We start from the raw sequence: 26,940 nt of genomic DNA, 5'->3' as shown, positions 1-26,940 counted from the left end.
TCAGTCGGTGATGTTGCGGTCGGAGACGAGGGCGGCGATGGCTTGGTAGGTGTCGGGGAGACGGTCGCGGCGGTGGGTCCAGCGCTGGAGTTGTTTCCAGCGTTTGTGATTGGCGAGGGCGTGCTCGACGGTGATCCGCCTGGAGGAGTGCTCGTGTCGCTGGCGTTCGTTGTGCTCGATGAAGGGAAGTGTCGCGCCTGGCCGTAGCTTGCGTGGCTGGGTGAGGGCTTGGCCCCGGTGGTCTCTGCTCAGGCCGAGGTAGCCGTCGTCGAGGAGGACCTCGACGTGGTCGAAGGTGTGGAAGCAGTGGGTGATGCCGGCTGTGCGGGCGGCGGTGGCGTCGTGCATGCGGCCCGGTCGCAGGGCGTCGGTCCACAGGGTGCGGCCGAGATGGTCGGCGATGACGGTGGCTTTCATGGTGTTCTGCTTCTTCTTGCCTGAGACGAATGCCCGCCGGCCGCCCCGGCCCGCGGTGGGTCTGCGGACCTGGACCTCGGTGGCGTCCAGCCGCAGCCGGACCCCTTCGGCCTGGGCGTAGGCGAAGACGTCTTCCAGGGTCCGCAGTCGCAGTCCGGGCCGGTCCGGGACGGCACATCCTCTCCCGGCCAGCAGATGGCGCACCTCACCGATCGCCCGGGTCATGGTGGAACGGTCCACTTCGTAAAGGAGAGCCAGGATTGCGTGCGGGAGGTCGTGACGCAGGTGGATGAGGGTGGCGACAAGCCGGTCCACGAACACCAGCTGATGCGTGGCACCGGCTCCTGGCGCCCGTTTCCTCGCACCGCCCCGAGCCTGGTGCCGACGGCCTTCAACCGCGACCACCCACGGCCGTGCCAACTCCGCCACCAGGGATGCCAAATGCGCCTGCGAGACGCCCGTGAACAACGGATGCGTCAAGACCGCACGATCCACCATGCCCCTCACCAGCAGAGCATGCCCACCCGCTATCACGCACCAACTCGTAAGCTGTCAGCCGGGTCGCGGAGTTCATCGGCGGGGATGGCTGGCGCCCTCGCAGCCTGTTCGTCGGACCAGTACCTGGCCACGGTCATCGACCCGCCACGCCGAACGAGCAGGCTCGCCGAACGGAGACCTGAACCGAGGTGGCCTGATGGGAAGTGCGGTTGGCGGTCGAGCCGGTGAATGCGCCCTTGGCCATCGAAGCCGCGACGTCTGTGGCGTCCTTCGGCACGGCGGGAGGGACGAGGGGCTTGCCGAGGTGGGTGAGGTTCTTCGTCACCGTGCTGCCCATGCCCGGCAGGGTCGAGGCGAACGTCGTGCGCGTCACCCGGCCCCCGCCTCGACCCAGACATGCGCGGTGATCGGGGCGTTGTTCGTGGGCCCGAACGGCTGGTCCAGCTTGGTGCGGAAGTCACTGGCCGCGCGCAGCGTGAGGGCGTCGCGGCCCAGGGTGCCGCGGTAGTGGACCCTGGGCACACCGTTCGCCTTCTCCTTGCCGACCTCGGTCACCTTCTGTGCCAGGGCCGCCTGGCGCAGCAGGTGCTGGGGGGCGTTCATTGGGCAACGGCACGCCAGGCGGTGTCCGTCGGCGGACTGCGGCATGCGGAAGTAGCCCCTGCCCCGTGGAACACCTCCTCCGCGCGCACCGGGGTTGCTGGGCGGAGGATGACCTCACTCGTCACAAGCGCGGCCCGACCGCGGGTTGCGAGACCAAGGCGCAGGCCGCGATCCGCAGTTGTGCTTCCCATGCCGCCTCGTCGAGTCCCAGCGTGAACTCGATGCAACACGCGCACGGCGGGAGCAGCGCTACGAATGCTTGCTCCTGAGCAGTCTCGACCCGCACCTGCGACCACTCGTCCGATACCAACTCGGCCAGGTCGACCTCGCCGGCGGTGAATCGCGAGGCTAGCCTGCTCAGCGCGTATCGCCGGGACAGGTTGTGAGAGGGCAGCAGGATCCCCAATTCCTCGAGGGCCCGCTCGAACGCGTCGCGGATGTCCCGGGGGTCCTCGTGACGCGCCAGTCCGGCGAGCTCGCACAGGGCCGGCGTGTCCATTCCCGTGGCGAGTGCCTGGGCAGCAGTCATCGGCAGGTCTTCCAGACACACTTGCTCCGCCTGATACAGCCACGCTGCCTCCACCAGGGGCGGATAGGTGCCGTGGAATGGGCTGTCAGGTTCGGTTGTGTCGTCTATCGCTTCCATGGTTCATACGATGCCAGCACGGCTCTCGAGCGTGCCTGGAAATATGGACCGTCCCGGCACACCGCCCTGCGGGCCGACCCAACACGTGCCGTCGCCCCCGTGACACGCCGCCATCGCTCCCCAAGCTGAACGGTCAGCCGCCAACGGGGCCAGGAGGACTCGTCGCGGGGGCCTCGCCCGGTCCAGGCCCCGGCCCGCTTCGGCGTCTGGGCCCCACGTCCCCGAGCGGCCCGCTACCAGCTGAAGTAGCTGCACCGCCGCGTCGAAAGCTGATCGCCGAGGTCAACAGTTGGTGGCAAGAGGGCTCAGCTTCGACGTCTGGCATCCCTTGTCGGTCTCGGGTCGTCACCACAAGTCGATGGTCCAGACGCCCCGCTCTCGCTTCCTCCCTGTAGCCGAGGCACTTGTCCAGCCGCGTCGAGCGCCTGAACGCCGCAGCGACACAGCGCCGGCGAGGCACGTCAGGGATGGCAGTTGTCCACGAACAGGTCGCGCGGGAACCACCTCACCCTGGCGTGCACGAGCTCGTAACGCCCCCGCATGCACTCACGCCATGGATCATGCGGACATTTCATACCATCAGCCGTGAAATAATTCGGGCATGGGCATAGCAAGCGGACCTCCTGACGGGACTGGCGCCGGCAGCGGAAGACTCCCGCGCCGCGAGCGCAGCGGGGCGCTCGCGGCCTGTATGGCCGGACTGGTCGTCATGGGGGTCGCCCTGTGGCTGTTGCTCGTGCCGGTCGCGGCCGGTGAGCGGAGCGAGGCCGCCTTCCAACGGGCCGTGCCCTGCCCCTCCGCGCCCGCTGCCGGTGGCCCGGAGTGCATCAGCCGTAGCGACAGTGTGATCAGCTGGACCCGGCAGGACAGTCACAAGAACCCGGCCTACTCGGTCGCTGTGCCCGGTCCGGGCGGGGCAGTGCGGTGGATCGCCCTGAAGAACGCTCACGCTTTCACGGACCGCGCGCACCGGGGCGATTCCATCGCCCTGTATTCCTGGCGCGGTGACGTGCGTACGGTGGTCACCGGCAACCGCTCCTACGACACTGCCCGTACACCTGTGGGGAGTTGGGGTACGGCGATGGGCTGGGCGGCAGGATTGTTCCCTGGCGGGCTCGCCGTCCTCGCCTGCGGATGGTGGTGGCTGGCACGCGGCGCCGCGCACAGGGCGGCGGCTCCGTGGCAGGTGGGCCTGATCGGCACAGTGGGTATCGTCACCGCGGTCTTCGTGGGCGTCTGGGCCGGTCAGGGCCCGGTCACCGTCGGCCAGGCCCTGCGTGGCGCGGGGGCGGCCTACACCGCCGGGCTCCTCCTGGTGCTCCTCTGCTGGCCATTCCTCGCCCGCAGGGAACGCCGACGTGGCGACAGCATCCGCGTCACGCCCCTTCACGGCCCCGCCGAGCAGGTCATCGCGGTCAGCATCCCCGGCGAATCCCGCTACGCGGGCTTCCCCTACCTGGTGGTCCGGCCGGACGCACTGGCCATGAGCACTGATCCCACCGGGCGCGTGGGCTGCCGTCCTCTGCCCAACGACTTGTCCCTGGTCCGGGTCCGCCGACAACGGCGTACCGACCCCTTCCCCTACATCCATGCCGGACGCTCCATCGAGCCGTACGTCATCGGCGAATGCCACGCAGGGGAGAACACGCTGCTCTTCGCGGGGAAGGCGAAGGCGTTCGACCGCATGGCCGGGGCACTGGCGGCACGGCGGCCGGACGTGCGGCAGCCCGCATAGGGGGTGGTGATGGAGTCGCAACCGTCACCGGGTTCCTGCTGAGGGGCCGTGCCTGGCCGGAGCGGAACTGGACGATCACCGGCCCTGCCGTCCAAGGCCACCCCGGCACATCAGCAGCGTACGCGCGCCCTCTGGCCGCCGATGCGAACAATGCACTGGTGGAAGAGGGGTAAGGTCCGGCCGTCTATCTCGTCGACGAGCGTCATCCCCAGGGCCATCAATGGCTTGATGTACGCACTGTTGCGCTGCCCGTCCGGATCGGGACCGGACAGCGAATCCCAGCCTTCGAACAGCGCACGGACCTCCTCCCAGCCAGGCCCGGCCGTGAAGTGGCACAGGAACCAGGGCTGGTCGACTCCGTCGAGGCGTAGCTCACCCACCAGTGTGTCCCCATGCATCAGCCGCCAGCTGCGTTCCATGCCGGACCCTTCCTGCCAGTGATGGTGTGCCACCCACGACGGCAGGGCGGCCCGCGCGGACTCCCGCGGCCGGATGCTCTCCTGGTGCGTGTTCGACGGTAGCTGCTCGGGTCGTGTCCCGTAGGGCGGTTGGACCAGGCAGCCCGCCGGGACAGCCAGAGGCGCTCGGCTTGTCCTCGGCCTGCGCCTGGGCGCGGCCTGCCCGGTCCTTTCCCGCGTCAGGCGCGTGATGTGCGCCTGAGGAGAGGGCAACAACGCAGTAGAGGGCGACAGTGCGCTCCTGCCCCAACTCCTCTTCACCAGGCGGCTCCTGGGCTGTCGGGTGGCGGATTACGCTCTGCGTCATGGCTCTGCAGTTCAGCGATATCGGCTTCCGATACAACCGCAAGACTCCGGTGCTCGACGGCCTCGACCTCCGCCTCGACGCCCCCTCCACGGTCCTGCTGGGCCCCAACGGAGCGGGTAAGTCGACCCTGATGGCGCTCGCCGCCTCCCAGCTGCGGCCCGCACGCGGCACGGTCACCTGGAGGAACCTCTCCTCCACCGGCCGCCGCGACCGCACCGCCTACCGGCGGGCCGTGGCCTGGATCCCGCAGCAGATCACCGCGGTCCCCGGGCTTACGGTGCGCGAGCAGGTCGCGTACGCGGGCTGGCTCAAGGGCCTGTCCCGCACCGCCGCCTGGGAGGCCTCCGGGCAGGCCGTGGCGCGGGTCGGGCTGAGTGAGCTGGCCGGGCGCAAGAGCCATCAGGTCTCCGGCGGTCAGCTGCGCCGCATGGGCATCGCCGGGGCCCTGACCCACCGCAGCGACGTGATCTTGATGGACGAGCCGACCGCCGGCCTGGATCCCCAGCAGCGCGCCGTCTTCCGCACCCTGGTCGAGGAACTGAGCGTCAGCGTGCAGGTGGTGGTCTCCACCCACCAGACCGAGGATCTCGCCGACCTCTACCAGCAGGTCGTCGTCCTGGACCGCGGCACGGTGCGCTTCCAGGGCACATCCGGTGACTTCCACGCCCTGGCCGTGCCCACCCAGTCGCCGCGCGAGCAGGCCGAGGCCGCCTACGCCCAGCTCGTGGGCCGGGAGGTCTGAGCGATGCTGCTGCGCACCCTGATCCGTTCCTCGGCGGCCACCTACCTGCTGCCCTTCCTCCTCGGCTTCGTCCTGATCGCCCTCAACGATGACCTGTCCAGCTGGGTGACCGCGCACTACTGGCTGTCGGTGACCGGCACGTCCACGTTCACGCTGCCCTTCGTCAGCGCCGCCTGCGCCGCTGTCGCTGCGTGGGAGGGAGCCCGCCTGCACCGCGGGCGCGTCTTCGACCAGGCGCCGGTCCGTAGCCAGCTGGCCATCAGCCTGCCGGTCCTGCTGCCGGTGGCGGTCATGGGGCTGCTGGGCATGCTCGCCGCGCTCTTCGCCGCCGCCAGCGCCGCCGACGTCGGCCCCGGCCTGCCGCACCCCGGGATCCTGACGGTGATCCTCGGGGTCCTGCTGGCCAACACCTTGGTCGGCTACATCGTCGGCCGCGTTCTGTCCGCGGTCCTAGCCGTGCCGCTGGCCCTGATCGGCAGCTTCTTCGCAGGCGCCTACCCCTCCTCCTGGAGCATCTTCTGGATGCGCCACCTACTCGGCGGCGCCCTGGACAACTGCTGCGCCGCCGACGGCCAGGTCGATGCCCGCGCCCTGGCCGCACCGCTGGTGTTCACCGGCGCCGTGATCATCAGCGCGCTGCTCCTCATCCAGCTGCGCGGCCGCACGGTCACCCTGGCCGCGGCCGCCGTCGTGACCGCCGCCGGGATCGCGGGCGCCGGCTACCTCGCCCGCGACCTCGGACCCGACCCCGTCACCGCCCGCCCCACCAGCGCCCTGCAGTGCCAGGGGGAGGCGCCCCGCATCTGCCTGTGGCCGGAAGTCGAAGACCCCACCGGAGTCGCACGTCAGACCCGGGCGGCGGTGACCCGCCTCACCCAGGCAGGCCTGACCGTACCGACGACCCTGACCATGGCCGCCCATCCCGCGGCCGGCGCTGCCAAGCTCGGCATCGCCACCAACCCCCGCCCCGCCGACATCCCCGGCGGCGTCGCCTCCGGGCTCCTGCCCACCGAGCCGCCGCAGTGCGCCCGCGACGGCCAGCCCTACCCCGGCGGTAACGCGATGATCCCGCTCACCGCCTGGCTGTACGCCACCGCCGGAGAGCCCGCCGACAGCGTCGCCGGCCGCTTCGGCCCCCAGGACTTCGCCGTCGTCCAGCCCGTCCTGAAGCAGCCCCGCGACGTCCAGCTTGCCTGGTACCGCACGAACCTGAGCGCCCTGAGCTCCTGCGGCGTCCAGCCCCAGCTCGCGCCCAAGGGGAGCGCGTCGTGACCTGGTGGCTCAAAGTCCGTACGGCTCCGGGCCTGCTCGCCGCGCTCGGCGGAACGATGCTCCTCGGCCTGCTCATCGGTGATGCCGAACTCCCGGTGCCCGCGCTGACCGGGCAGTCCGGCCGGTTCCTGCTCGGCCACCTGCTCACCCTCACACCCGCCGTGGTGTTCCTGTTCGGCACCGGCCGCGGCGACACCGCCTCCGAGAGCGTCGCCATACGCCCCGTCCGCCGCTGGGACGTCGCCCTCGCCCTGACTACCGCCGCGCTGGCCCTGGCCGCCGCCGGCGTGGTGCACACCCTCGCGCCGGACAGCATCGCCCTGACCCTGGGCAGGAACACGACCGGCTACCTCGGCCTGGCCCTGCTCCTGTACCCCTTCCTCGGCCACCGCCTGGCCGGCGCTGCGATCTGCGCCGTCCCGCTGATCTGCGCGGGCGCAGGATGGGCCCAGGGCGGCCAGCCCGAACCCTGGGCCTGGATCCTCTACCCGCCCAACTCCGCCCCCGCCCTCACCGCCGCCCTCACCATCCTCGCCACCGGAACCATCGCGGCCCTCACCTGGCAGCGCCAGCCCTGGAACCCCCAGGCAGCCCGCTGACCCCGGAGCGGACCTGAGGGTGGGCGTGCGTCGGCCCCTGGCAGTGGTCTTGGAGAAAGAGTGCGGGGCTCTCGCTATTCGACGGCAGAGCACATGGTGCGAGTGGCCCACCGGTGAGGCGGTGCCGGTAGAGCCTGCTGGCTGGTCTTCGTCGCCGGCGGGTGCGTGGGCCAGTACTTCACGTAAATGGCCTCCCCAAGAACTCGGGGAGGCCATTCCTTTTACTCTGTCGCGTGTGCTGGTGAGTCAGCGTTTGAAGGCGTCGCTGGCCTTTTCCTTGGCCGCGCGAGCCTCGCCCTTACTCTGCTCGATCTTGCCTTCGGCGGTCATCCGCTCGTTGCCCACGGCGTTGCCCAGGGTCTCCTTGGTCTTGCCCTTGGCCTGCTCCGTGGTGGCCTTGGCCTTCTCGCTGGCGCTCATGGAATACGCCTCCTCAACGCTGTACGGATCATGATCGGTACACCCCCTGGTGCCCGGACCGGCTGGCTGTAAACAAGGTGATCAGCGGCGATTGGACGTGGAATTGCGGGGCACTCGGAGCCCTGGAGGTTGATAACTATGGTTCCCCTGCTTCTGGTTCTTCTGCTCGCCCTGATTCTCTTCGGTGCCGGTTTCGCGCTGAAGGCACTGTGGTGGATCGCGGTGATCGTGCTCGTGGTCTGGCTGATCGGGTTCGTTGCCCGGCCCAAGGGCGGCAGCGCCCGCTGGTATCGCTGGTAACGCGGATACGTCCGCACATGCGTGTGGGGGCGGCCACCTTCGGGCGCGGCCGCCCCCACACGCATGCTTTGCGCTATTTACGTCTTTGGTCCCGTGTGCGGGTGGAGGGTCCGGGTAGGCGGCTCGTGAGCCGGTCTGTGCGGCCAGCAAGGGAAACCCACGCCTCCATCCGCACAGGCCGGCTTTTCTCCTGCGGGGACAGGCACTGCCTTTCACTGCTGTGCCCGGGAGGCCGGGGACGACGCCGCCCCGGCCTGTCGCCGACGTGGCGCACGGAGGCGGTGTCACCGCCCAGAACAAGTACGTCGAGAGATGCGGCTACGTCGGCGGCACGTCCAACGAAGCCTGCAACCGCGGCGCCTTGCAGTACGACGGCTCCACTTTCGTCACCAAGTGGCGCTGCTAGCCTCCTGGTCCCCTCCGGTCGGCACGCACCGTGCCGCCCCGGCCTCGCCGTCCCGCCGGAAAGACCATGTGGCAACTCATCTTCTACGTAACCCCGCTGACAGTCGCGACGTTCATCGCCCTCTCCGCGGCCCTGAGCGCCGCGTTCGCCGCCTGGAGCGCCCGGCAGCCCGACCATGCCTACAAGGCAGCCACCGTCCTGTTCGTCCTCCTGCTGCTCTTCATCCTGGCCGCCACCCTGATCCCCACCCAGGCCATCGGCAGCGGCGACCACACCACATCGCTGCGCCCAGGCGAAGGCCTTCTGGATGGGGGGCGGGGCATGCTGCCCGAAGAGCGCCGCATGGCCGTGCGGCTCCAGATCGCCAACGCGGCGATGTTCCTGCCCCTGGGCGCGCTCGGCACCTTCCTGGCCCGCACCATCCCGACCTGGATCGCCTTCGGGACCTGCACAGCCTTCAGCGTGATCATCGAGACGGGCCAGTTCCTGATGAACGTCGGCCGCGTCGTCGACATCGACGACGTCCTGCTCAACAGCCTCGGCGGCGGCATCGGCTGTCTGCTCGCCCGGGCTGCCATGACCATCATCTCGCCACGGCGCGGCCCAGGGCGGCCCCGGCACACACGCACATCCGCCCGGGCAGGGCTGTCCCGCGACGCATAGAACCCACGGAGCGCCTTGCCCCACCCTGACCGGGCCCAGGTCACAGCCCGAGCCCTCGCGCTCTGCCGGGTGGACTGCAACGATCACGGGACCGGACCCGGACTCCTCAGCGAGCGACGCCGACGCCAAGGGCGCTCGTGCCGGACAGGAGCGCGGCACGGTAGATCAGGAGGAAAAGGCGCCAGCGGCCTACGAGTTCGAGGCTCCGGCCTTGATGGAGTACGGCGGGTAACACGACACGAACGGGTGCTCAGTCGCTCACCGGTCTTCGTCCACAGGGCCCTCTTGTCGATGGCCTGCAGGTGCAACCGGAAGTAGCCGGTCTCCGCGATCAGCTCACCGCAGAAGTCGTCAGCGTTCCCAGGACTGGCCGCGACGATGCACCCATATGTCCGCGTCTGCCATACCCGAAGTAGAGTGAAGGCGCGATGGACAATGACGATGAGACCGAGACTGCCTGCCGGATCTGCGGCTACGACGACGGCGAGGCCGTGTTCAAGCACGGTGTGCCGGAGTACGTGATTTGCCCTTGCTGCTACAACGAATCCGGTATCGGCGATGACAACGTGACGCAGGTTCGCCAGCTGCGCGGGTACTGGGTGGCGAGCGGCAAACTGTGGCACGACCCGAAGTTCCGGCCGGCCGGATGGGACCTGCTCAAGCAGGTGGCCAACATTCCGCCCCCGTGGCGCTGACACTCTGTGACAGTTCGGGCCGGACTGGTGGCCGCACCAGTCCGGCCCTTGTTCTTCACCGGTGACGCGCTTCCCGCCCGTTCAGACCCGGGTTTCAGCCCGTCCGGATCTCAGATGGTGGCCGGTGCCGGGAGGGCGGTGGGGTCCTGCATCGCGGTGAGCTTGCGGACGAAGACGATGGCCAGGAGGGCGGCCGCGAAGGTCAGGGCGTCGGCGGCCATGGTCACGTCCACGGCGCGCTGGAGGGCCTGCGGGGTGGTGGCGTTGGACTGCATGGTCATGCCGATCCTGGCCAGGACCAGCGCGCCGACCCAGGTGCCCCACCACAGGTTGAGGGGCCGCCGGGAGACCTCGCGCCACGATCCGTCCGGCGCGGTCTGCGCGCTCGCGGTCCAGATCTCCCTTGCGACCGCGGCGGGGAGCCACAGGTTGCCGATCGGGATGAACCAGGCGCCGATGGCCCAGCCCCTGCCCCGGGTGCACACGTCCTGCGCGAACACCTCCGCGTTGCAGCGTGCCCGGTAGAACCAGATCAGGAACACCACCGCGGTGGCCGCGATGGTGAGCAGCTGAAGGTTGCCGGCCAGGCTGTAGAGGCTGTCGGCCGCGTCGATGCGGTCCTCGCTGGCGGTGAGGAGGTCGCCGCTCACGTTGTGCATGACGGTGCCGGCGTAGAGCGCGAAGAGGTCGGCGGCGGCGGCCAGCCCGAGCAGCACGCTGGCGGCTGTGGCGAGCCCCTTCAAAGGGCGCAGGGCCGCGGCCGGTGGCGGCATGACGGGGTAGGGCTGATTGGTCATTGGTGCATCCCCCCAGGAATGTGAAAGACCCCGCGATCGCTCCGGCGGGGTGCCGCAGGACCGTACGTCACACACGCCGCCGTGAACAAATCCATTTCGCGCAGATCGTCCGGTCGACGCGGCAGGTCAGGGGGCTGCTGCTGTGTGTCGGGCTCCGGGCAGGTCCGGGGTCGATCACTGCCCGCGATGCGCCTCGGATCTACGCGGGTGGCGGGCTGCCGTCAACAACGGCTGCTGTCCGTGCCAGAGTTGCGCCTCCGGTGAGGTACGGGGCAGGCGTCTCGACGGATGCCGTCCGGTCCGAAGCTCACTTCGCCGCCCGGAGTCGGCTACGGGGATACGGAGCAGTTCTCTCCGGCTCGTGTGCCGTGCTGGAGCAGCAGCCGCATCATGCTTTGAACGTGTTCAATTCGTGTGGCAGTATGCCGGTCAGGCTGCGTCAAGGGGGGCGTGAAGGTGCGCGAGGACCAGGACAGGGATTACGGGAGTCTGCTGATGCTCTCGATGAGCGTGCTGTTCGTCGAGGCGGTCCTCGCCACGACCACACAGCGGCTCTACGCGGACACCCAGCCCTCCCCCAGCATGGCGGGCAGTGGCGTCCCCGGCATGCTGTTCCTGCCCGTCTTCCTGGTGGTGGGCGCGTTCTTCGGATGGGTCGTCTCGCACGTGCTGGTGCTGCCTGCGGTCTGGATCAGCACATGGCTGGGCCGGCGCCATCCGGCGTGGGCCAGATGGTGGGGGCCCGTGGCGGTGGCCGCCGTCCTCTGCCTGGCGGCAGTGGGCTGGATCGGCGCGCTCGCCGGAGTACGCGAGCCGTCGACGTTCGCGCTCACCTGGCTGGTGACGACGCTCGCGGTGGCCGTGCCCGCCCTCGCCAGCCGCTCCCGTCGGCCCTTCGCCGCAGCGGACACCGCGCTGTGGGGTACCTTCGCGGCCCTGACCACCGCCGTGCTGGGGCTGGTTGTCTCAGCGTCCGGTGTGCTGCCGCGTTACCACCCGCCGACGCTGCAACCGGCCACTCTTGTCGGGACATGGTCGGACGGGAACGGCGGGACCGTCACCTTCACCCGCGACGGAACGCTCCAGGCCGAGAGCATCAACACCTACTCCCTGGACAAGCACAGCGGCACGTGCACGGGCAGCGGCACATGGGCGCTCGGCCAGCCACGCGCCTACCAGGACCTCACGCTGAACTTCAGCGTCGCCAGGTGCACCACGCGCGACTGGGAGGTCGGCGGCACCAACAGCGACATCACGCTCCACCACTACGTCGGGGACCCGGACAGCGGGCACCTGTACGAACTGCACAAGCGCTGACCACCCGTCACCTACCAACCAGCCGACCACCGCAGGAGACAGCAAGCACCGCGCAATCACCCTCCGGCGCCCGACGGCGGTTCTGGACACCCGGTGCGAGATCGCTCTGGTGGCCTGGGTTTACACGAGGCCGGAAGTCTGGAGTCGGGGGACGAGTCAGCCGTAGCCGGTCAGCGCCCAGTGGTTCGCGTCGGGGAGCAGCACGCGGTGGCCGGGAAGGCCCGCCCAGGACGACTCGCTCCCGGGCGGCGCCGTTGCATGCGTTGGTGAGGAACAGCAGCAGCGGCTGGTCGAGGGCGGTGGGCGTCGGGTACAGGTCGAGATGGCCCCAGGTTCGCCACCCCGCCGACCCGGCGGTCGTCACGGGCCACGTGCAATCCGATCCGGTGGGAGTCCATGACCCGGGCGAGCGGTAGGTCGCCGGGTCCGGTGGCCCGAAACAGCATCCGGTACCTGAGCCGCGCATCCCAGGGCTCCTCCGCAGCCCGGTCCCACCTCACTCGATCTCGATCTCGATCCGCTCCGGTGACGGCAGGGCCGTGGGCATCTCCTCGCCGTACCAGGCGTACTCGATCCCGGCCAGGAAACCGTTGCCAACCCAGATGAGGATCTCTCCCTCGAACGGCATCTCGGCCCCGGGCAGCGCTCGCACCGCGCCGACCACGTGCAGAACTCCGTCACCAACGCCGGTGGCAGGGACGGTCGCGGTGGTCGGTTCGATGTCGACGCTGACCGAGTCCGAGGCCCACTGGGAGACGACCTGGCAGGTCTCCACCTGCGCGCGCAACGCCCCAGCCCAGGGCAAGTCCACGGACAAGATCTTGCCCAGAACGGCGCTTTCGGCGTCGTTCAGGTGCCGGGGCGTGATCGGGATGACGGGCATGGTGCTTCCTGGAAGGTGGCAGGGGCTGCACGGCTCCCGTCCACGTCTGCGCCGCACACGACGCCGCCGGCCAGGCCGGCCGGTTGACTTACGGCTACAGCGCGAGCAGAGCCAGTTGAACAGCGACAATACCTCGCTGGATCCCGCGGGCCGCGCGCCTGCCCGCGTCCTGTATCCGCGCGCTGCTCACGGCTGCCTCAGCGCTCACGGGTGATCCGGCAGATCGAAGCAGCCGACCGAAGGAACAGACCCGGGGGGAGACCTCGCAGACGCCAGGCACACTGAGGGGATGGATCGTGATCTCATTCCCGATGTAGTGGCTGCCGGAGGCCTGGTTCCCGCGTTGCGCCAGGCGGGCGCGGAGCTGGGCGTGAACGTGACGGTGGAGGCGGACGGCGCCGGGGCTCGGATCCGCTGGGAGGGACAGGACGGAGCCGTCGTGCGTGATCCGCTGCAGGTAGAGCTCAGTGCGAAAGAGCGGACGTTCTTCACCACGGGCATGGGGCCGGGTCGTGGTGTGGAGCTCGTGTCCGGGACGGTGACCGGCCTGGGGAACGTGGTGCGCCTGGCCGCAGCCTGGGGGCAGGGGGTTGCGCTGTCCCATCTGCACGCCCAGTTCCCTGGCACCTACTCCTCCAAGCTCGCGCTCGCGCACGAGCAGGGCCTGGAGGCAGTCCTCGCTCTGCAATGGCAGATGCTGCACGACCAGGCCGCGGAGGAGGAGTCGTTTGCCGCGTTCGGGGAGCTGGTGCGGGCCGCGTACGCGGAGCCGAGACTGCGGCGGCTTTCGGCGTTCACCAGCCACTGGGTGCTGGGATTCAGCACCAGCGTCCATCCACGAGCCCGGCCCGTCATCGCCCTGGGCAATAAGGTCTGCCCGCCGTGCGCGGGGGCCGCACAGGTGATGGGCCCCGACTGGCCTTCACGGCCGGCCGGAGCCCATCGCGCTGTTAACTGAGTCTAATTTTCTCCTAAGCGAGAGCTATGGCCAGGGGAAGGGAAGCCACGAAAGCTCCTGCACCAATGGCAAAGGCTACGCGGAGTCCGGTTCGCCAGGACTCGTCGCTGGTCTTACCGCGGCGGCGTGCTCGGATGGTCACTAGAGACCCCGCGACAAAGGGGGCCACAGTGACGAGTACCAGCGTCAGCCCGAGGGGCAGTGATGCCTGTGTGTTTCCCGGACTGATCACTTGCATGGCCCGGAGCGTTTGGTCAGCCCCTATCGGGCCCAGGCTGAGCGCTGTGAGCATTGCCGGCGCGAGCGCGGCGAGCGTCAGAAGTGCTGTGACCAGGCGATCAGGACGGAGGTGGTCGGTCATGGTCATGCTGTGCCTTTCACCAGCGTGGGGCCCAAAGGCTGATGGAGGTGGCGAATATGGTCCAGCCTGTATAGGCGCCGACCTTGTTGCCGAAGGAGGTCACCATATGCTTGTGGAACCACTTGTCGTTCGCTCCGCTGGCCTGAACGGTGAGTTTGACTCTGCCCCAGCTCTTCGAGAACGAGAACTTGATCCACTTGCCTGCGCCTTCGATGTGACCGGCGAGTGAGATGAACTTCCAGGAGGTGCTGCTGAGCTCTGTCACACGAACGGGGAAAAGCCCGTATGCGAGGTTGCAGCGTTCGCCCTTGGACAGGGTGGCACCGCAGCCTGAGAAGGGGAATACCCAGAAGTGTGTGCGGACCCATCCGAAGACGGACTTGGCCGAGTTGAAGAAGAACCCGAGGTCGAAACTCCATTTGTAGGAGTACTGCCCTGAGAGGTCGGTGCAGTTGACCGGGTCTGCGTGGCAGTACTCATAGGCGTTGGCATTGCCTCCGTGTACGGGGTCCAGGGAGAGGAAGCGTCCGGTGCTCGGGTTGTAGAGACGGGCTCCCATCAAGGTGACGTTGCTCGGTGTTTCGGCGGAGCGCTGTTTGGCCCCGAGCCATCCGTAGCGGGCCGGTGCCTGGCCGGTACGGGGGTTACCGTACTCGTCGCTGTCCAGGGCGGTGGGTGCCTTGGTCGCGTCGAGGGGGAGCTGGAGGGCGACGTCTCCGTGGATGGTGGTGAGCTGGAGAGTGGTGTCGCCGGTCTTGCTGGTCGTGGCGGCGAGGTTGCCAGAGACGGAGTCGACCATGCGGGTCAATGCTCCGGTTGCGGCGTCCTCGGTGATCCATCGGGGGCTGTCGGTGTCGCCGTCGTAGTGGTTGGTCTTGGTGCTGGTGGGGCTCCACGTGGTGCCGTTGAGTGCGGCGGTGGTGGAGGAGCGGAAGCGGAGGGCCGGATCGAGGGTCCAGCTCTGTCGCTTGGTACCGGTGGTCTGCTGGGCGACGAGGTCGTTGACGTAGTACGTGGTGGCGGTGCCCGGCAGGGCTGTAGTGCGGCCGAACTCGTCGTACTTGTAACCGTCGGAGATGAGGCGGTCGGCGCTGTCGTAGCTGTAGGGGGTCTCCTTGACCCCTTGTGCGGTGCAGGGCATGCCGGGGGCCGCGGTGGTGGTGCCGAGCCACGTGCGGTTGGCGCGCTTGTCCAGGGCGTAGTCCCGGCGGGTGCAGACCTGCTGGACGGTGTCCTGTGTGGCGGCCAGGCGTCCGGCCTTGTCATAGTCGTAGGTCTGGTTGGACCAGCCTGCGTGGTCGATGACCTGGCCGTGGACGGATTCGGTCACGGTGTCGGTGTAGACGGTGGTGTTGTCGCTGTCGCGCGTGTAGGAACGGGAGACGGTGCTGCCGGTGGTGTCCTCGGTCACGTTCAGGGTGTAGCCGCCGGGAAGCTTCTCCGTTCTGACCGAGCCGTCTTGGTCGTAGGTGGCTGAGAAGGTGCCTGCGACGGAATCGGTGACCTTCGTGGCCAGGCCGCGGGGCTCGGCTTCGTGGTCGTAGGTGAAGGTGACCGTTGACGGTGAGGTGTCAGCGACCTTCAGCGGGCGGCCGAGCAGATCGAAGTCCGTGGTGGTCGTGCCGCCGTCGGCGTCGGTGTAGGAGATCTGGCGGCCGAGGCTGTCGTAGTCCTTGCTGATGGTGCCGGCGGTTGCTGACACGATGCGGACGGGTTTGCCGGAAACCGGGTCGTAGAAGTTTTCCACGGCGGGTACGGGCAGGCCGACGCCGTCGCTGACAGCGGTCTTGGACGGGCGTCCGGCACTGTCATAGGAGACGGTTGTGGTTCGGGTTTTGCCGTTGGCGGTCTCGGTCACCGTGGCGGGCAGGCCGTAGTAGCCGTACTCGTTGGTGATGCCGGGCAGCTGCTTGGGCTGGTCGCCGCCGCCGGATATGTCACCGCCGGGTCCGGTCCAGCACACCAGGTCGGCCCATTCGGGCCGGCCCTTGCACTGGCCCGAGCCGGTGGCTTCCCAGTACTTGGTCACACGGGTGGTCGCGTCGCCGCCGGTAGCGCCGGGCTGGATCTGTGAGGAGATCCGGCCCTGGGCGTCGTAGCGGGTTTCCGTGGTGAGGTCCAGGCTGCCCAGTGCCTGGATGAACTTGGTGGACAGTCCCTTGGCCCAGTCGTACTCCATGCGGTTGACGCGCTGTTCGGCGACGGTGTCGTAGTCGCTCTGGACGCGTGCGCCCGCGATGGTCGTGGTGACCTGGTCCTTGACGATGGCCGAGCCGTCGGTGGGGCGTCCCTCGTCGTACTTCTTGATCATCCAGGAGCGGGCCGGTACGGACGTGCCCTTGGTCAGGGTCAGGCCGTCGCGGCCCTTGAACTCCTCGGTCAGCTTGACCCGGTGCAGGGGGTCGAACTTCTGCAGTTCGCGGGTGCCATCAGCGCTGTATTCGGTGATGGTCGACAGCAGTTCGGCGCGTTCGTGCCATTGGCGGCCGATGATGCCGAGGTCGGTCAGCGTCTGCTTGTCCTGGCTGCTCTGGCCCAGGGCCAGGGTGCGGTTGGCCGCCGAGAGTTCCCTCACGGTGTTGCCGTATCGGTCGTACTCGGTGGTGGTGATGCCGCCGCCCGGGGAGGCCGTGTTGACCGTGCGGCCCGATGCGTTGAGGTAGTGGACGGTGGCGCGCTTGTAGTCACCCTTGCTCAGGCTCGGTCCGGATGCCGCGACGGGCACGGAGTCGGCGGGGAAGACGGCGGTGGCGTCGGTGGGCTTGTCCAGCTGGCCCCAGTGCCGGACGTCCGCCATGTCGTAGGGGGCCTTGTCACCACTCAGGGGTGTCCCGTAGACGATGCTGGTGGTGGCGTTGCCCTCGGTCTCGTTCTTGCTGCCCGGCTTCAGCTTCGCTCTGGTGACCTTGATGAGCATGCCTGAACCGGGGGCCGCGCCGGACTTCACCGTGTCGAAGGAGAAGGTGTACGGCTGCTCGCCGGGTACGGCCATCCACACAAGGCGGTCTTCGAAGTACGCGTACTGGGTCTGGGTGTCCTGACCCAGACGCGGGTCCCACTGCTGACGCAGGAAGCCGCTGTTGTCGTAGCGGTAGGTGGCGACGCTGGTGGCCGTCGCGTTCGCGGCACCGGGTCCGTTGGACCACAGGCGCAACTGCTTTACCTGTCCGGTGAAGTCGCCGAAGTCGCTGCTGTTCTTGTCGCCCTTGGCCGTGGTGGCGGTGGCGTAGTCGAACTGCAGGACGCGGCAGCCCTTGGTGGCCGGGTTGGCCTCGCAGGCCGCGGTCGTGGCAGCGGTGGTGGGGGCGATCAGCATCTTGGGGCGGGCCAGCTTCTTGCCGGCGACGGTGACCGTCTCGGACACCACGGTGCTGGTGCTGTTGTCCCTGCCTTCCTGCCGGGTGCTTGAGAGCTGCCAGGCTCCAGCTGCGGCGTCAAGCTTGGAGAACGTGGCGACGGCGCCGTCGGTGTCCGTCAGCGTGAACCCGCCCGGACCAGCTGCGCTGCCCGTGAGGGTGAGTTCCTCCCACCCGATTTCAGGTATCCATCCCGACTTGGTGGCGTTGGCAGTGAAGTGGATTGCGTCACCACCCGCCAGCATCACGTCGACCGCGGTGTCGGAGACCTTGCGAACGTGGCTGTATCCGGAGGCTTCAGCGACGGTGCCGGAAAGCCAGTGCGGGCCGAAGACCGGCGCCTGGTCCTCGTCGTACTTGGCCTGGAGGGGTGAGCGCGAGGAAACCGATCGCGTCACGCTCATGCCGAAGTACGAGGCGTCAGTCGCGCTCTGTGTGAAGTCACCTGTCAGCAGGTTGAGTTCGCCGGGGCCGACTTGAGTGGTGGCGGCGCCGTCGCCGTCGCCATCGAAGACGACGACGAGCGGGGCAGTGGCACCAGTCGCCCCTCCGGGACCGGTGAAGTCGGCCTTGATCTGGACGTTGCCGCTCTTGCCGACGGTTTCGGCGGCGTTCCACACCAGGGGTGCGTTCTTTCCGTCGCTCAGTGCGACGGGCCAGCCGCTCAGCTTGACACCGTCGGCGGTGACGTTGGCGGCCGGGATCTGCTGCCAGGCGTCGGCCTCGGAGCGGCGCCAGGAGAACGTCGCCTTGTCGTACTTGCCTGCCTGTGTCTCCACGGCCAGCGGAAGGCGGCCCGCGGTGCGCTCGCCCTCCATCGGGGTCACGAACCCTGACGTGCCCGCGTGGAAGACGTAGCTCAGCGGCTCCGACTTGTTATCGGCCCGGTCAACGCTGCGGACCTGAAGGGTGTGCGTTCCGTCCCGCGGGGGCGTCACCTTGATGGTGACATCGCTCTGCGCGCCGCCCGCAGCGACCTTGGTCCACGTGATGCCGTCCAGGGTCCATTCGAGCCAGTGGTGGTCGCTGCCGGCCGGGGGCTTGACGGTGAAGGTGCCGGCCTGGCCGGTGCCCTTGACCCAGCCGGTGCTCGGGTAGTCCGTGGAGGAGATCGACACGGGTGCCGACGGCGGCGCGGTGTCGACGGTGAACTGCTTCCACTCGCTCCAGGCCGTGGAGGTCTTGCCGTCGAAGGTCTGCGTCTGGAACTTGTAGGTCTTGCCGCTCACGAGCAAGCCCGCAGGAACGGTGACGGACGCTGCCTGGCCGGAGTTGACGTAGTCCGAGGTGAGGAGGTCGCCGATGCGGGCACCGGTAGCGGGGTCCTCGACCTTGAAGACCGCACGGACCTTGTCACCGTCCGGGTCGGAGAGGGCGTCCCGCAGCAGCGGTGTCACCGTATTGACCACGTAGGTGCCGCCGTAGCTGAGGAACGGCGGTCCGGCTTCCCGCCATGAGCCCTGGTTCGGCGGAGCCGCGTACGTCGCCGACAGTACGGGGATGTTCGCGGCCGCGTTCGGGGATGACAGCTTGGTGAGTCCGGCGGCGGGCTTTTCGTCGGCCACTCGCAGCGCCACCTGCGCCTGGGGCGTCTTGGCTGACGCCCACTGCCGGGCCATCGCGGTCACGTCGGCCGACAGCCAGCCCTTCGCTCCAGGGTGTGCCAGGGCTGCGAGGGGCTTCTTGTTCTTGACCGGGGTGGAGACTTCTACTGGGGCCTCCTTGCCGGCGCCGAAGAGGCGCAGCTCTGCCTTCTTCACCGTCGCGCCTGCCAGTGCGGCTGTCTCCAGGGACAGCGAGGCACGTTTCGGCGCACCCCTACCGGTGCTGCCCAAGTCCATCGTCGTGCCGGCCGGCATGGCGTCTGCGGCCGTCACCGCCGAGGTGACCGTGAGCGGGAAGACGGTTTTGGCGTCGGTCAGGAAAGCGGGATCGGGGGTGATGACGAGTTGGTCGGTCGTTCCCTTGCGTTGCAGGTCCATCCGAACTGGCGCGCTGCGCGGCGTCTTCGAGGAGTCGGTGATCTTGGGAAGGGCCATGGTTGCCCAGCGCCCGCCGTCCTTGCGGGTCAGGATCAGATCTCCGGCTTCGTTCCGGCTGGTCTTCAATCCCTGTGCGCTGAGCGGCAGGCGATAGGAGAAGCCCTTTGCGGGCCGGGTCTTCAGCACGACCTGCTGGGTGAAACCGCCGCGCGTGGACTCCACCGTCACGTCGGTGCCCGGTGCTGCGTTCGCGAACACGGCGCGCGTGCCTGCCGCCTTCGGTGCGGTCAGCGTGCCCGGCCACTGCACCGACAACTGCGCGTGTGTGTCGCCCACGGAGACCAGCGGTGTGCCCGAGCCGTTGGGTATACCGCCGACCCGAAGCCCCAACGGGTGTGCTTGCGCGACAGCCGTCATACCGGTGGGCCGCAGCGTGAGGTCGATGTCCACCCAGCGCCCGTCGCGCTTCACCCGCACCGGTGCAGCGGCCGTACTTGTCGTCAGGCTCCCGTCTGGGTTGGCCCATGTCGTCGATGTCTCAGTGCGCTCTGACAGTGCCTCAACGCGGAGGCGCGTTAGCCGGGCTGCCACCCGAGCCGACGAGATGTCAGCTGCGGAAGTCGCTGCAGGCTTGTCAGCAATGGTCTTCTGGTTGGCTTCGATGAGCTGTGAAGCGGCCGCTGCCGTCCCTTCTGCGGCTCCCACCGAGACGGTAAGAGCCAAACCGCCTGCTATCCACCGCAGACCGCGGGACTTGCCCCCCCGCCCGGATTGCCCCTTTAGGGAACCCGGATCCTTCTTCTTCAGCACAGCACTCACTTCAGTTGGGTTGGTCTTGTGAAGACTCAATGATGAGTCGGCAAAACTTAACCCATAGATGTGACTTGGTCACGCGCCGCACCTTGCCGCAGCGAGGGCAAGCCCGTTGAGCCGCATTCCGGAGCCCAATACCGAGACAGGCCGTTGCCACGCAACAACACCTACAACGGACGGAGTTGGCGGCCGACCCGCGGTGACGTGCAGCGGGCCGACGTCGTCCGAGGCGGCTCGGAGGAACCTCTCCACCCGTGATTGAAGGACCGATTCCGCTTGCGACACGACCACTTGACGGAAACCCCAGCCGCATCCCAAGTAGGCGGAATGCTGTGCTCCGGATTCTTGGCGCATGACGGCTCGCGAGCGGGCCTTTCCGCGCTAGGTCCTGTCTGACAAATGATCACCTGGAGATTCTGGGGAATACCGACCCGCTCTTGCATGCGCACGTCTGGCCGCGGTTCGAGTGGGAGCCGGCCGAGCTGGTGGGTAAGCCTGACTGGCTGTATCCGGGCGACCGGTGGAGTGATGAGGAGTTCAGGCTGGGGCCGCAGCATGACGTGCTGCGGGACGGGATCGGAAGCGAACTGGACCGGTTGCGTTCGATGGGCTGACGGCGTGAGCCCATCGGCCGTCAGGTCGGTGGGCGCGGTGATCCGTGACGGTCCGCGCGGCTCGAACCCGCTATCCTCGGATAGGAGTTGGAAGCCAGGAGGACTTGGCGAAGATCGCTGGCGCCAGCGAACCCTGCCACAGCCCTGTGACAGCTCCCTCCGAATTGTTGGCCCGAGCTGCTACCGGCTGGCTCCGTGGCCTGATGACGGGACAGGGATACAGGGCGCGCCGTGGTGGCGGAACTGGGAGCACAGTGCACACCAGTCCTCTTCCAGGACGGCGACACCGGCGATCGAGCGTTGCGTAACGCTCGTGAGGGTTGGCAGGTCGGTGGCGTGCCGGGCGAAGCAGCGTACGTGCCAGGTGTCGCGAGCGTTCCACCAGGTGTCGAGCTGGAGGTGGATGGCGATGCCGTCGGCCAGCCACCACCGGTCGGCGGGCCCGGTTGCCTCCGTATCAGGCGCGGCGATGTCCAGGCCGTTCACCTGCGGTTCCGCGTCGCGCTCGGTTGTGGTGGCCAGGGTTACGTGCGGCCAGGAACGGACGTGGACGAGCTGCGCGTGGGTTTCCAGCCGTACGGGCCCTCGTGGACGACGGGTTCACCCTCCAGCCCGTGGTCCATTCCGTTGGAGCCGAGGACCGGGTACCACAAGCCGCCGTACCGCTCCTCGAAGCGGAGCAGGGCGTTCACTTCCTCCTGCGACGCTGCTCGCGTCCGCCCGTCCGCATCGACCGCGGCGGCCTGCTCCTCGATCAAGGCAGTGGGCGTAGCCGGGTGTCGGCGCGCGCGGGACAGCAGCCCCTGAACGCGGGCCGGATGGTCTGGATCATCAAGGAGGTGCACGCGGCTACGGTAGACGGTCCTCGCGCTCAGCAGGGATGCCGGGAGAGCACGGACGGCGGGGCGTCACGGTGGGGGCGGCGTGGGGCGGTGGCCGTCAGGAGCCCCCGGATGCCGTCGCGTGAGCCCGCTTGGCCTCCCGCTCCAGGGCTTCTGCGCGGGGTCGCGGGCTCACGCCATGTGCTCGCGCTGGTCGCGATCGTGCCGTGCAGGTGTGTGGGGGCTGCTGCTGGGCTGGGTGGGTCAGGGTGTGGCCTTCGTCAGGGCGTGGGGCGGGAGGCCGGCGCGTAGTACGTCGGTGTTCGCGCCGAGGAGCAGGTTGCTGCCGCAGGTGAGGACCGCGTCGCGGCCGGGCTGGCGGGCCAAGCGGGCGGCGCGCTCAGCATCGCCGTCTTCGGCGCGCTGCTCGCCGGGGACTTCGCCGCGGGCATGCGCGAGAGCCTCTTGGTCGCGGCCGGTCTGCTCCTGGTCATGGCCGTGGGCGCGGGGACGCTGCTGCCCCGGCGCTGACGCGGGCGGGCCCCACGGCGCGCGGCCCGCGCGCCCCCAGACGCCCGGCGGCCGGAAATCCCCCGTACGGTCGCCGGGTTCCACACGTCCGGCGGACCACCCCGAGCGGGGCGGTCCGCCGGACGCGTTCGTCCACGGCGTCTCCACCGCTCTCCCGCACGGGGCGTGGTCGCCCACCAGCGCCCTCTCCAGCAGCCCGACCGGTGGCATCCCGAGCGACAGCAGTGCGTCGTGGAAGCGGCGATGGGTACCGTGCGGGCCCCAGGCGATGCGGGTCAGGGCACGGACGCGGAGCATCTCCGGCTTGCCCAGGATGCAGCGGTCGTGCGTGGACGCGGTGGTCGTGCGTGGGATCGGGCGTGCGCGTAGTGGCCCGGGGTCAAGGCCCATGCTCTGCGAGCCCTTCTCGCAGCGCCTGGTTGGGTTCCTCAGGCACAGGCATCCGGCGTGAGGGAGCCTGCGCCGCCCATGGGATGAGGTGCGGTAGAGGTGCGGTGAGGGACTACGGGTGGCTGTTTCCCCGAGGTGACCGGGGCACCGTCGCCGCAGGGGGACTCCTCATCCCTGGGGCGCGGCCGCGCGGTCGAGGTACGCGGTGACGAACCCGGACACGCAGCCAGCGCTCCCCTGGCGGTTCGCCGACGGGACCTACAGCCCCACCTCGCCCGCCGCGTCCACGAGGCGGGCGAGTTCCTCGTGCGACCAGCCCGTCAGGGACGCCACCCGGGTCCAGTCCTCGGGCGTCTGCTCGGAATCACGGAGTGTGACGGCGGCTTCCGCCTCCAGATCGGCGCGGGCGGCGTCGAGGGCGGCGACGCATTCCCGGTAGCGCTGCACGGCCAGTTCGATCTTTGCTGTATCCACGCACCGATTCTCCCCCGCCGCGGCCCTCGCTCGGTCCGAAGCAGGGTCCTACCGCCCGCTCGGGCGACACTTCGGCACGGAGGCGATCAGATTCGGAACTTCGCGGCCAGCTACTTCACCGGAATGAACGCGGAAACGGACCCGATCCAGGGATGGTCGACGCGTACCGGCCCGCGCCCCCGGGTTCGCCCCTGGTGGAGGATCTCGCCACCGGTTTCCCGGGAGACCTCGCCTGGAGGTTGGGAACGGGCAGCAGCGGGTCGTTGCCCGTGTGGGCGAGGTCGTTGATCCCCGAGGAACTGCTGCTGTACACGGCCGACTTGTGGCCCTTGGCGTGGAGCCGCTCAGTCCACGCCTCCAGGAAGGCCAGGACGTCCGCCTTCTGACCCGGACCGTAGGCCTCCATGTCGTAGTAGGCCGTGTTCACCGGCCGGAAGCCGCCCCCGGTCTGCCCTTCTGCCGTTGAACACGCCACGGCACTGGCGGAACGCGCGCCACCGCCGAACGTGCCGGCTCTCCGTTACCGCTGCCAGAGCCAGCATCAGATAGCCCCTTTAACGGACCTCGACTTCTCCAAAGATCTGCCACTGCTTGCACGTTCCGCCAGGGTTACGGATCCCGCAGAATGAACGGGATACCCGGATTTCGCTTCCCCTCGCGATCAGCAACTCTTTCTCCTCGGGGCTCGGGGACAACGATTCTATGTAGCCTGCTGACACACCCTTCGGGACACGGAGGTGCAGGATCGAGTTCTTGTCCCTGAAGTCCTTTGGAGGTACCGGCCCGACGGAGGTGGACATGTAGCCCTTGTGCTCGATCTCCTTGCCCGTGAGGTTCTGGAACTGCTGCTCGGAGAATCGGAGGTTCGTGCCGCGCGTCACGATGTACTCCCTGTCGGTGCGCCGACCGGAGAGGATCTCGTCAAGGGATTTCAGCTGACGCGCCCTCTCCTCCGGCTTGAGGTAGTCGCCAGGGCTCCAGCCCCCCTCATTGAGGTGCCTGTTGAGATGGGCGCTGCCACCCCCGGCGTAGTCGCCGACGAACCACTTTTCCTGGGCCGAGAGATGGCTCATGTAGTCGTTCCATTGGGAGCGAGCCTGTTCCGTGAGGTCCAAGTCCCAGTCGGTTCCGGTCGACAACTCGCTGGCCACGCGGTTCTGGTGTGCGCCCGCGAGTGCTGGAGTTGCGATGAGCGTCGCCAGCGAGAAGGCGATCAAAGTCGCTGCCATACTCTTTCGTACGGGATGCATGCGAACTCCTTTTTGCAAGCGCCGCGTTGCTGTCGCGCTGAGTGATCATGACGAGTTGCGGGTGTTCAGTGCGGTCGCTCGTGCCCTCTGCGATGAGAGTGGAGGCGCTCATCGGGCGCTGGTCAGGGTTTGGGCAGCTTGCAGGCCTTGCGGTCCAGGTCCAAGACGTTGCCCGGGGTGATGCAGTCGTTGATGGCCGCGGTCTGGGTGGCGTAGCCGCGTCCCTTGTGGACGGTGGTGTCGTCCGCGCCCTGCGTCCGCTTCACGTCAGTCGTGTCCTTGGTTCCGACCTCGCAAGGGTTGTTGAGTGTGCACGTCCCTCCGTCGCGGTTGCTGGTGCTGTTCACGGCGATGAGGGCGCCGCTCTTGGCGTCGAGCACCGCGGAGCCCGAGCTCCCGGGCTTGGTGTCGCAGTCCTTGGCGTACCGCACGGCCGTCGTCGAGGTGTAGTCGCCTTCCCTGAGGGTCGGCACGATCGCCTCGGCCTTGCAGGACCACACGCTCTCCAGGTAGCTGGAGGCCACCTTGATGTCCTGCCCTGGTGCGGGGCCGGTGGAGCTGAGGGGGAATGCCTTGACGCCGTACTTGCCCTGGATGTCCGCGTAGCTGCTGTCCAGTCGGACCAGCATCATGTCGGTCCCGGTCATGGTGGCGTACAGCACGCGCTCGCCGGTGACCTGACCGAGTTCGCGACCGGCAGCGCTCATGACGGTGGCGTTCATCGAGGTCGCCTTGTCGGTGATGACCTGGCCGGGCTCGGGCCTGTCCCCGGGGTAGCAGTGCCCGTTGGTCAGCAGCAGTGCCTTGTCCTGGTCGCGGGCGCCGGGGGGCCGGACGAGGGAGGCGGAGCAGTTGTCGAGCTTCACCGTCCCAGCCAGGTTCCCGATCGGTCCGGCGGTGTTCTCGGCGGGCTGGCCGGGGCAGCTGCCCCGGGCGGCCGTGCCGTCGCGGTAGAAGTCGGTGACCTTGGATCCGCAGGCGAGCGTCTTGTGCTTGATGCCGGAGTGCACGTTGTCCTTGACCGTCAGGAGTGTCCCGCCGATCTTCCGCTGCATCTGCTGTGCCCAGGGGAAGGGGGTGACTTCTTCGTACTCGTGCCCTGAGAGCTGGAGTTGGCTCTTGCCGGGCTTGAGGTCCCAGTGCTTGCCGGCCGGCCATCCGCCGCAGCCGATCATCTCCAGGTCCCGTCCGTTGTCGGGGCTGAACGGGGTCTTCTTGCGCCGGTCTTCCCTGTGTCGGAGAACGTCGGCGTAGTCGCGCCCCTCGGCGGTCGCGTTGCACAGGAAAGCGGTGTTCGTGATCCCGTAGTTGTGTCCCTGCTTCCCGAAGCCGTAGGAAGCCCGGCCCGCCCGCGTCGGAGGTCCGTCCGCTTTCTTGCTGCCGTTCTTCTTGCCTGCGTTCTTCTTGCCCGCGTTCTTCTTGCTTGCGTTCTTCTTGCCCGCGTCGCGCACCTCGGCCAGCTTGGCCGCGGACCGCTCCCAGACGCCCGGCAGGTTCCGGAGGTTCTCGTCGAGGAGCAGGTCGGTCGCCTTCGTACCGTGTGCCGCGCGCAGGTCCTTCAGCCGCGACTCCACCTCCTGGGCGGTGCCGCCGAAGTGATAGGTCGAGTCGCGTTCGGCCAGCCAAGCGAAGAAGCGCTTCAGGGCCGCGTAGTGCTGCTCGTCCAGGGCCGAGATCGCTGCGCTGCCGACGTCGGGTGGCATGATCGACTCGAGCCACATGCGGTGGACGTGGTTGTCGAACATGGAGCGGTAGACCGCCCCGAGAGCGGTTCCGCCGGAGGTTCCGTAGAAGTCGATCTTCTCGTACCCCAGGGCTTGTCGGACCCTGTCCATGTCCCGGGCGGCGTTCTCCATGGACATCGAGACGGCGAGCTCCGGATCCTTCGCGATGCACGCGCGCTGCCAGTCGGCAGTCGTCTTGAAGTCCTCCTCCTCCGTCGCACCGGGCTTGTACTCGGCGCTTTCGCAGGAGATCTGGGCGCTGTAGCCCGTCCCGCGGGTGTCGATCCCGATGAAGTCCCGCGTGTCGTTCAACGGCCCCAGATGGCTGTCCAGCCATTCCCTGGGTGCCGGGGTCCCCGCGAGGCCGGGTCCGCCCGGGTTGGTGAACAGGGCGCCGGTGCGCTTGCCCGTCGCCTTGACCCGGCTGATCGCGATGTTGATCTTCCGCCCCTCCGGCTTGGAGTAGTCCACCGGCACCTGGACGAAGGCGCACTCGCTCTTCGTGTCGTCGCTGCTCCAGTCCTCCGCCGTGTCCTTGCACAGCGTCCACTTGACGCCCTCCCCCGGGGCGGACGGCGCCGCGACGGCAGACGAGGCCAGAGGCGTCGCGAGGGAGGCGGCCACGCTGATGCCCACCGCCACGGTCGAGAGCCTGTTAACGCGCATAGAGACTGACCACCTTCAGTTTCCTTCCGTACGGGCTGTGCGCCTCTTCCCCTGTCCGGGCGGGTACCGGCCGCTCCCCGGCACTACGAGCCTGACGTGCACCGCGACATCGGCCGTCGGCCGAAGCCGCGGACCGTCTTGGACCTGGGGGTACGCGTGTCGATGCGCTCCCGATCTCCGTGTGGAGCACGGTGAGGCACAACAGACGCGGGCTGAGACGCTGTTGGATCACGGACATCAGC

General features: G+C 68.5%; 24 protein-coding genes and 2 pseudogenes. 10 read left to right on the top strand and 16 right to left on the bottom strand.

Annotation, left to right across the window (positions count from 1 at the left end):
• From ABT160_RS31210 to ABT160_RS31195, 4 genes are all read right to left on the bottom strand, one after another.
• A complete protein-coding gene (locus ABT160_RS31210) occupies positions 1-915 on the bottom strand; it encodes a transposase family protein (protein WP_351651282.1) in 915 nt (304 codons plus the stop codon).
• Positions 916-1,048: 133 nt separating this feature from the next.
• Complete coding sequence (locus tag ABT160_RS31205) at positions 1,049-1,288, bottom strand: hypothetical protein (RefSeq protein ID WP_351651281.1); 240 nt, start codon at positions 1,286-1,288, stop codon at positions 1,049-1,051.
• The gene (locus ABT160_RS31200) at positions 1,285-1,518 is read right to left on the bottom strand and encodes a hypothetical protein (protein ID WP_351651280.1); all 234 of its coding nucleotides are present in this window, start codon (positions 1,516-1,518) and stop codon (positions 1,285-1,287) included. Before ABT160_RS31200 ends, ABT160_RS31205 begins: the two co-directional genes overlap by 4 nt.
• 121 nt (positions 1,519-1,639) lie before the next feature.
• Entirely contained in the window at positions 1,640-2,164 is a 525-nt protein-coding gene (locus ABT160_RS31195; protein ID WP_351651279.1) for a hypothetical protein, read from the bottom strand.
• A gap of 691 nt (positions 2,165-2,855) precedes the next feature.
• Here ABT160_RS31195 and ABT160_RS31190 point away from each other — a divergent pair.
• Positions 2,856-3,899 carry a hypothetical protein gene (locus tag ABT160_RS31190; protein ID WP_351651278.1) on the top strand — a complete coding sequence of 348 codons (1,044 nt, stop codon included), beginning with the start codon at positions 2,856-2,858 and terminating at the stop codon, positions 3,897-3,899.
• A gap of 110 nt (positions 3,900-4,009) precedes the next feature.
• Here ABT160_RS31190 and ABT160_RS31185 read toward each other — a convergent pair whose 3' ends face one another.
• Positions 4,010-4,318, bottom strand: a complete 309-nt coding sequence (locus ABT160_RS31185; RefSeq protein ID WP_351651277.1) for a hypothetical protein — start codon at positions 4,316-4,318, stop codon at positions 4,010-4,012.
• 344 nt (positions 4,319-4,662) lie between these two features.
• Between ABT160_RS31185 and ABT160_RS31180 the strand changes: the two genes are divergently transcribed.
• Genes ABT160_RS31180 through ABT160_RS31170 form a run of 3 tightly spaced genes read left to right on the top strand, consistent with a single transcriptional unit; the run spans position 4,663 to position 7,277 of the window.
• The gene (locus ABT160_RS31180; protein WP_351651276.1) at positions 4,663-5,406 is read left to right on the top strand and encodes an ATP-binding cassette domain-containing protein; all 744 of its coding nucleotides are present in this window, start codon (positions 4,663-4,665) and stop codon (positions 5,404-5,406) included.
• Positions 5,407-5,409: 3 nt separating this feature from the next.
• Positions 5,410-6,678, top strand: a complete 1,269-nt coding sequence (locus tag ABT160_RS31175; RefSeq protein WP_351651275.1) for a DUF7224 domain-containing protein — start codon at positions 5,410-5,412, stop codon at positions 6,676-6,678.
• Positions 6,675-7,277 (top strand): hypothetical protein, encoded by a 603-nt coding sequence (locus tag ABT160_RS31170; protein ID WP_351651274.1) that lies wholly within the window; start codon positions 6,675-6,677, stop codon positions 7,275-7,277. The genes ABT160_RS31175 and ABT160_RS31170 overlap by 4 nt, the downstream gene beginning before the upstream one ends.
• 246 nt (positions 7,278-7,523) lie before the next feature.
• Here ABT160_RS31170 and ABT160_RS31165 read toward each other — a convergent pair whose 3' ends face one another.
• Entirely contained in the window at positions 7,524-7,697 is a 174-nt protein-coding gene (locus tag ABT160_RS31165) for a CsbD family protein (RefSeq protein ID WP_351651273.1), read from the bottom strand.
• Between the two features lie 138 nt (positions 7,698-7,835).
• Between ABT160_RS31165 and ABT160_RS31160 the strand changes: the two genes are divergently transcribed.
• The 3 genes from ABT160_RS31160 to ABT160_RS31150 all read left to right on the top strand — a co-directional run bounded on the left by ABT160_RS31160 (position 7,836) and on the right by ABT160_RS31150 (position 9,761).
• Positions 7,836-7,997 carry a DUF5670 family protein gene (locus tag ABT160_RS31160; protein WP_351651272.1) on the top strand — a complete coding sequence of 54 codons (162 nt, stop codon included), beginning with the start codon at positions 7,836-7,838 and terminating at the stop codon, positions 7,995-7,997.
• A 472-nt stretch (positions 7,998-8,469) separates the two neighbouring features.
• Entirely contained in the window at positions 8,470-9,066 is a 597-nt protein-coding gene (locus tag ABT160_RS31155; protein ID WP_351651271.1) for a VanZ family protein, read from the top strand.
• A 428-nt stretch (positions 9,067-9,494) separates the two neighbouring features.
• Positions 9,495-9,761, top strand: coding sequence for a hypothetical protein (locus ABT160_RS31150; protein WP_351651270.1), 267 nt, complete (start codon positions 9,495-9,497; stop codon positions 9,759-9,761).
• A 110-nt stretch (positions 9,762-9,871) separates the two neighbouring features.
• Here ABT160_RS31150 and ABT160_RS31145 read toward each other — a convergent pair whose 3' ends face one another.
• Positions 9,872-10,558, bottom strand: a complete 687-nt coding sequence (locus ABT160_RS31145; RefSeq protein WP_351651269.1) for a DUF4328 domain-containing protein — start codon at positions 10,556-10,558, stop codon at positions 9,872-9,874.
• 456 nt (positions 10,559-11,014) lie between these two features.
• On the opposite strand from ABT160_RS31145, the gene ABT160_RS31140 reads away from it, so the two are divergent.
• The gene (locus ABT160_RS31140; protein ID WP_351651268.1) at positions 11,015-11,875 is read left to right on the top strand and encodes a hypothetical protein; all 861 of its coding nucleotides are present in this window, start codon (positions 11,015-11,017) and stop codon (positions 11,873-11,875) included.
• 496 nt (positions 11,876-12,371) lie between these two features.
• Here the strand turns inward: ABT160_RS31140 and ABT160_RS31135 are convergent, their stop codons facing one another.
• On the bottom strand, positions 12,372-12,758 hold the full coding sequence (locus tag ABT160_RS31135; protein ID WP_351651267.1) for a hypothetical protein: 387 nt from the start codon (positions 12,756-12,758) through the stop codon (positions 12,372-12,374).
• Positions 12,759-13,047: 289 nt separating this feature from the next.
• Between ABT160_RS31135 and ABT160_RS31130 the strand changes: the two genes are divergently transcribed.
• Positions 13,048-13,716 carry a DUF6193 family natural product biosynthesis protein gene (locus tag ABT160_RS31130; RefSeq protein ID WP_351651266.1) on the top strand — a complete coding sequence of 223 codons (669 nt, stop codon included), beginning with the start codon at positions 13,048-13,050 and terminating at the stop codon, positions 13,714-13,716.
• 377 nt (positions 13,717-14,093) lie between these two features.
• Here ABT160_RS31130 and ABT160_RS31125 read toward each other — a convergent pair whose 3' ends face one another.
• Positions 14,094-19,865 carry an RHS repeat-associated core domain-containing protein gene (locus tag ABT160_RS31125; RefSeq protein ID WP_351651265.1) on the bottom strand — a complete coding sequence of 1,924 codons (5,772 nt, stop codon included), beginning with the start codon at positions 19,863-19,865 and terminating at the stop codon, positions 14,094-14,096.
• Between the two features lie 767 nt (positions 19,866-20,632).
• Between ABT160_RS31125 and ABT160_RS31120 the strand changes: the two are divergent.
• Positions 20,633-20,842 (top strand): annotated as a pseudogene (locus ABT160_RS31120) (diadenosine tetraphosphate hydrolase); the annotation flags it as partial.
• 180 nt (positions 20,843-21,022) lie between these two features.
• On the opposite strand, the gene ABT160_RS31115 reads toward ABT160_RS31120, so the two are convergent.
• The 7 genes and pseudogenes from ABT160_RS31115 to ABT160_RS31085 all read right to left on the bottom strand — a co-directional run bounded on the left by ABT160_RS31115 (position 21,023) and on the right by ABT160_RS31085 (position 26,698).
• A complete protein-coding gene (locus ABT160_RS31115; RefSeq protein WP_351651264.1) occupies positions 21,023-21,328 on the bottom strand; it encodes a hypothetical protein in 306 nt (101 codons plus the stop codon).
• 38 nt (positions 21,329-21,366) lie between these two features.
• The gene (locus tag ABT160_RS31110; protein WP_351651263.1) at positions 21,367-21,600 is read right to left on the bottom strand and encodes a hypothetical protein; all 234 of its coding nucleotides are present in this window, start codon (positions 21,598-21,600) and stop codon (positions 21,367-21,369) included.
• A gap of 327 nt (positions 21,601-21,927) precedes the next feature.
• Entirely contained in the window at positions 21,928-22,491 is a 564-nt protein-coding gene (locus tag ABT160_RS31105; RefSeq protein ID WP_351651262.1) for a hypothetical protein, read from the bottom strand.
• Between the two features lie 351 nt (positions 22,492-22,842).
• Positions 22,843-23,058 (bottom strand): hypothetical protein, encoded by a 216-nt coding sequence (locus ABT160_RS31100; protein ID WP_351651261.1) that lies wholly within the window; start codon positions 23,056-23,058, stop codon positions 22,843-22,845.
• 115 nt (positions 23,059-23,173) lie between these two features.
• A pseudogene (locus ABT160_RS31095) lies at positions 23,174-23,545 on the bottom strand (glycoside hydrolase domain-containing protein); the annotation flags it as partial.
• 67 nt (positions 23,546-23,612) lie between these two features.
• The gene (locus ABT160_RS31090) at positions 23,613-24,308 is read right to left on the bottom strand and encodes an ADP-ribosyltransferase (protein WP_351651260.1); all 696 of its coding nucleotides are present in this window, start codon (positions 24,306-24,308) and stop codon (positions 23,613-23,615) included.
• Positions 24,309-24,430: 122 nt separating this feature from the next.
• Positions 24,431-26,698, bottom strand: a complete 2,268-nt coding sequence (locus tag ABT160_RS31085) for an alpha/beta fold hydrolase (protein WP_351651259.1) — start codon at positions 26,696-26,698, stop codon at positions 24,431-24,433.
• Positions 26,699-26,940: the final 242 nt, after the last annotated feature.

Origin of the sequence: Streptomyces sp. NPDC001941 (assembly GCF_040296945.1) — a bacterium.
GTDB lineage: Bacteria > Actinomycetota > Actinomycetes > Streptomycetales > Streptomycetaceae > Streptomyces.
Note: the sequence above shows the minus strand (reverse complement) of the source record. Positions and strands in the feature narration are given on the sequence as shown.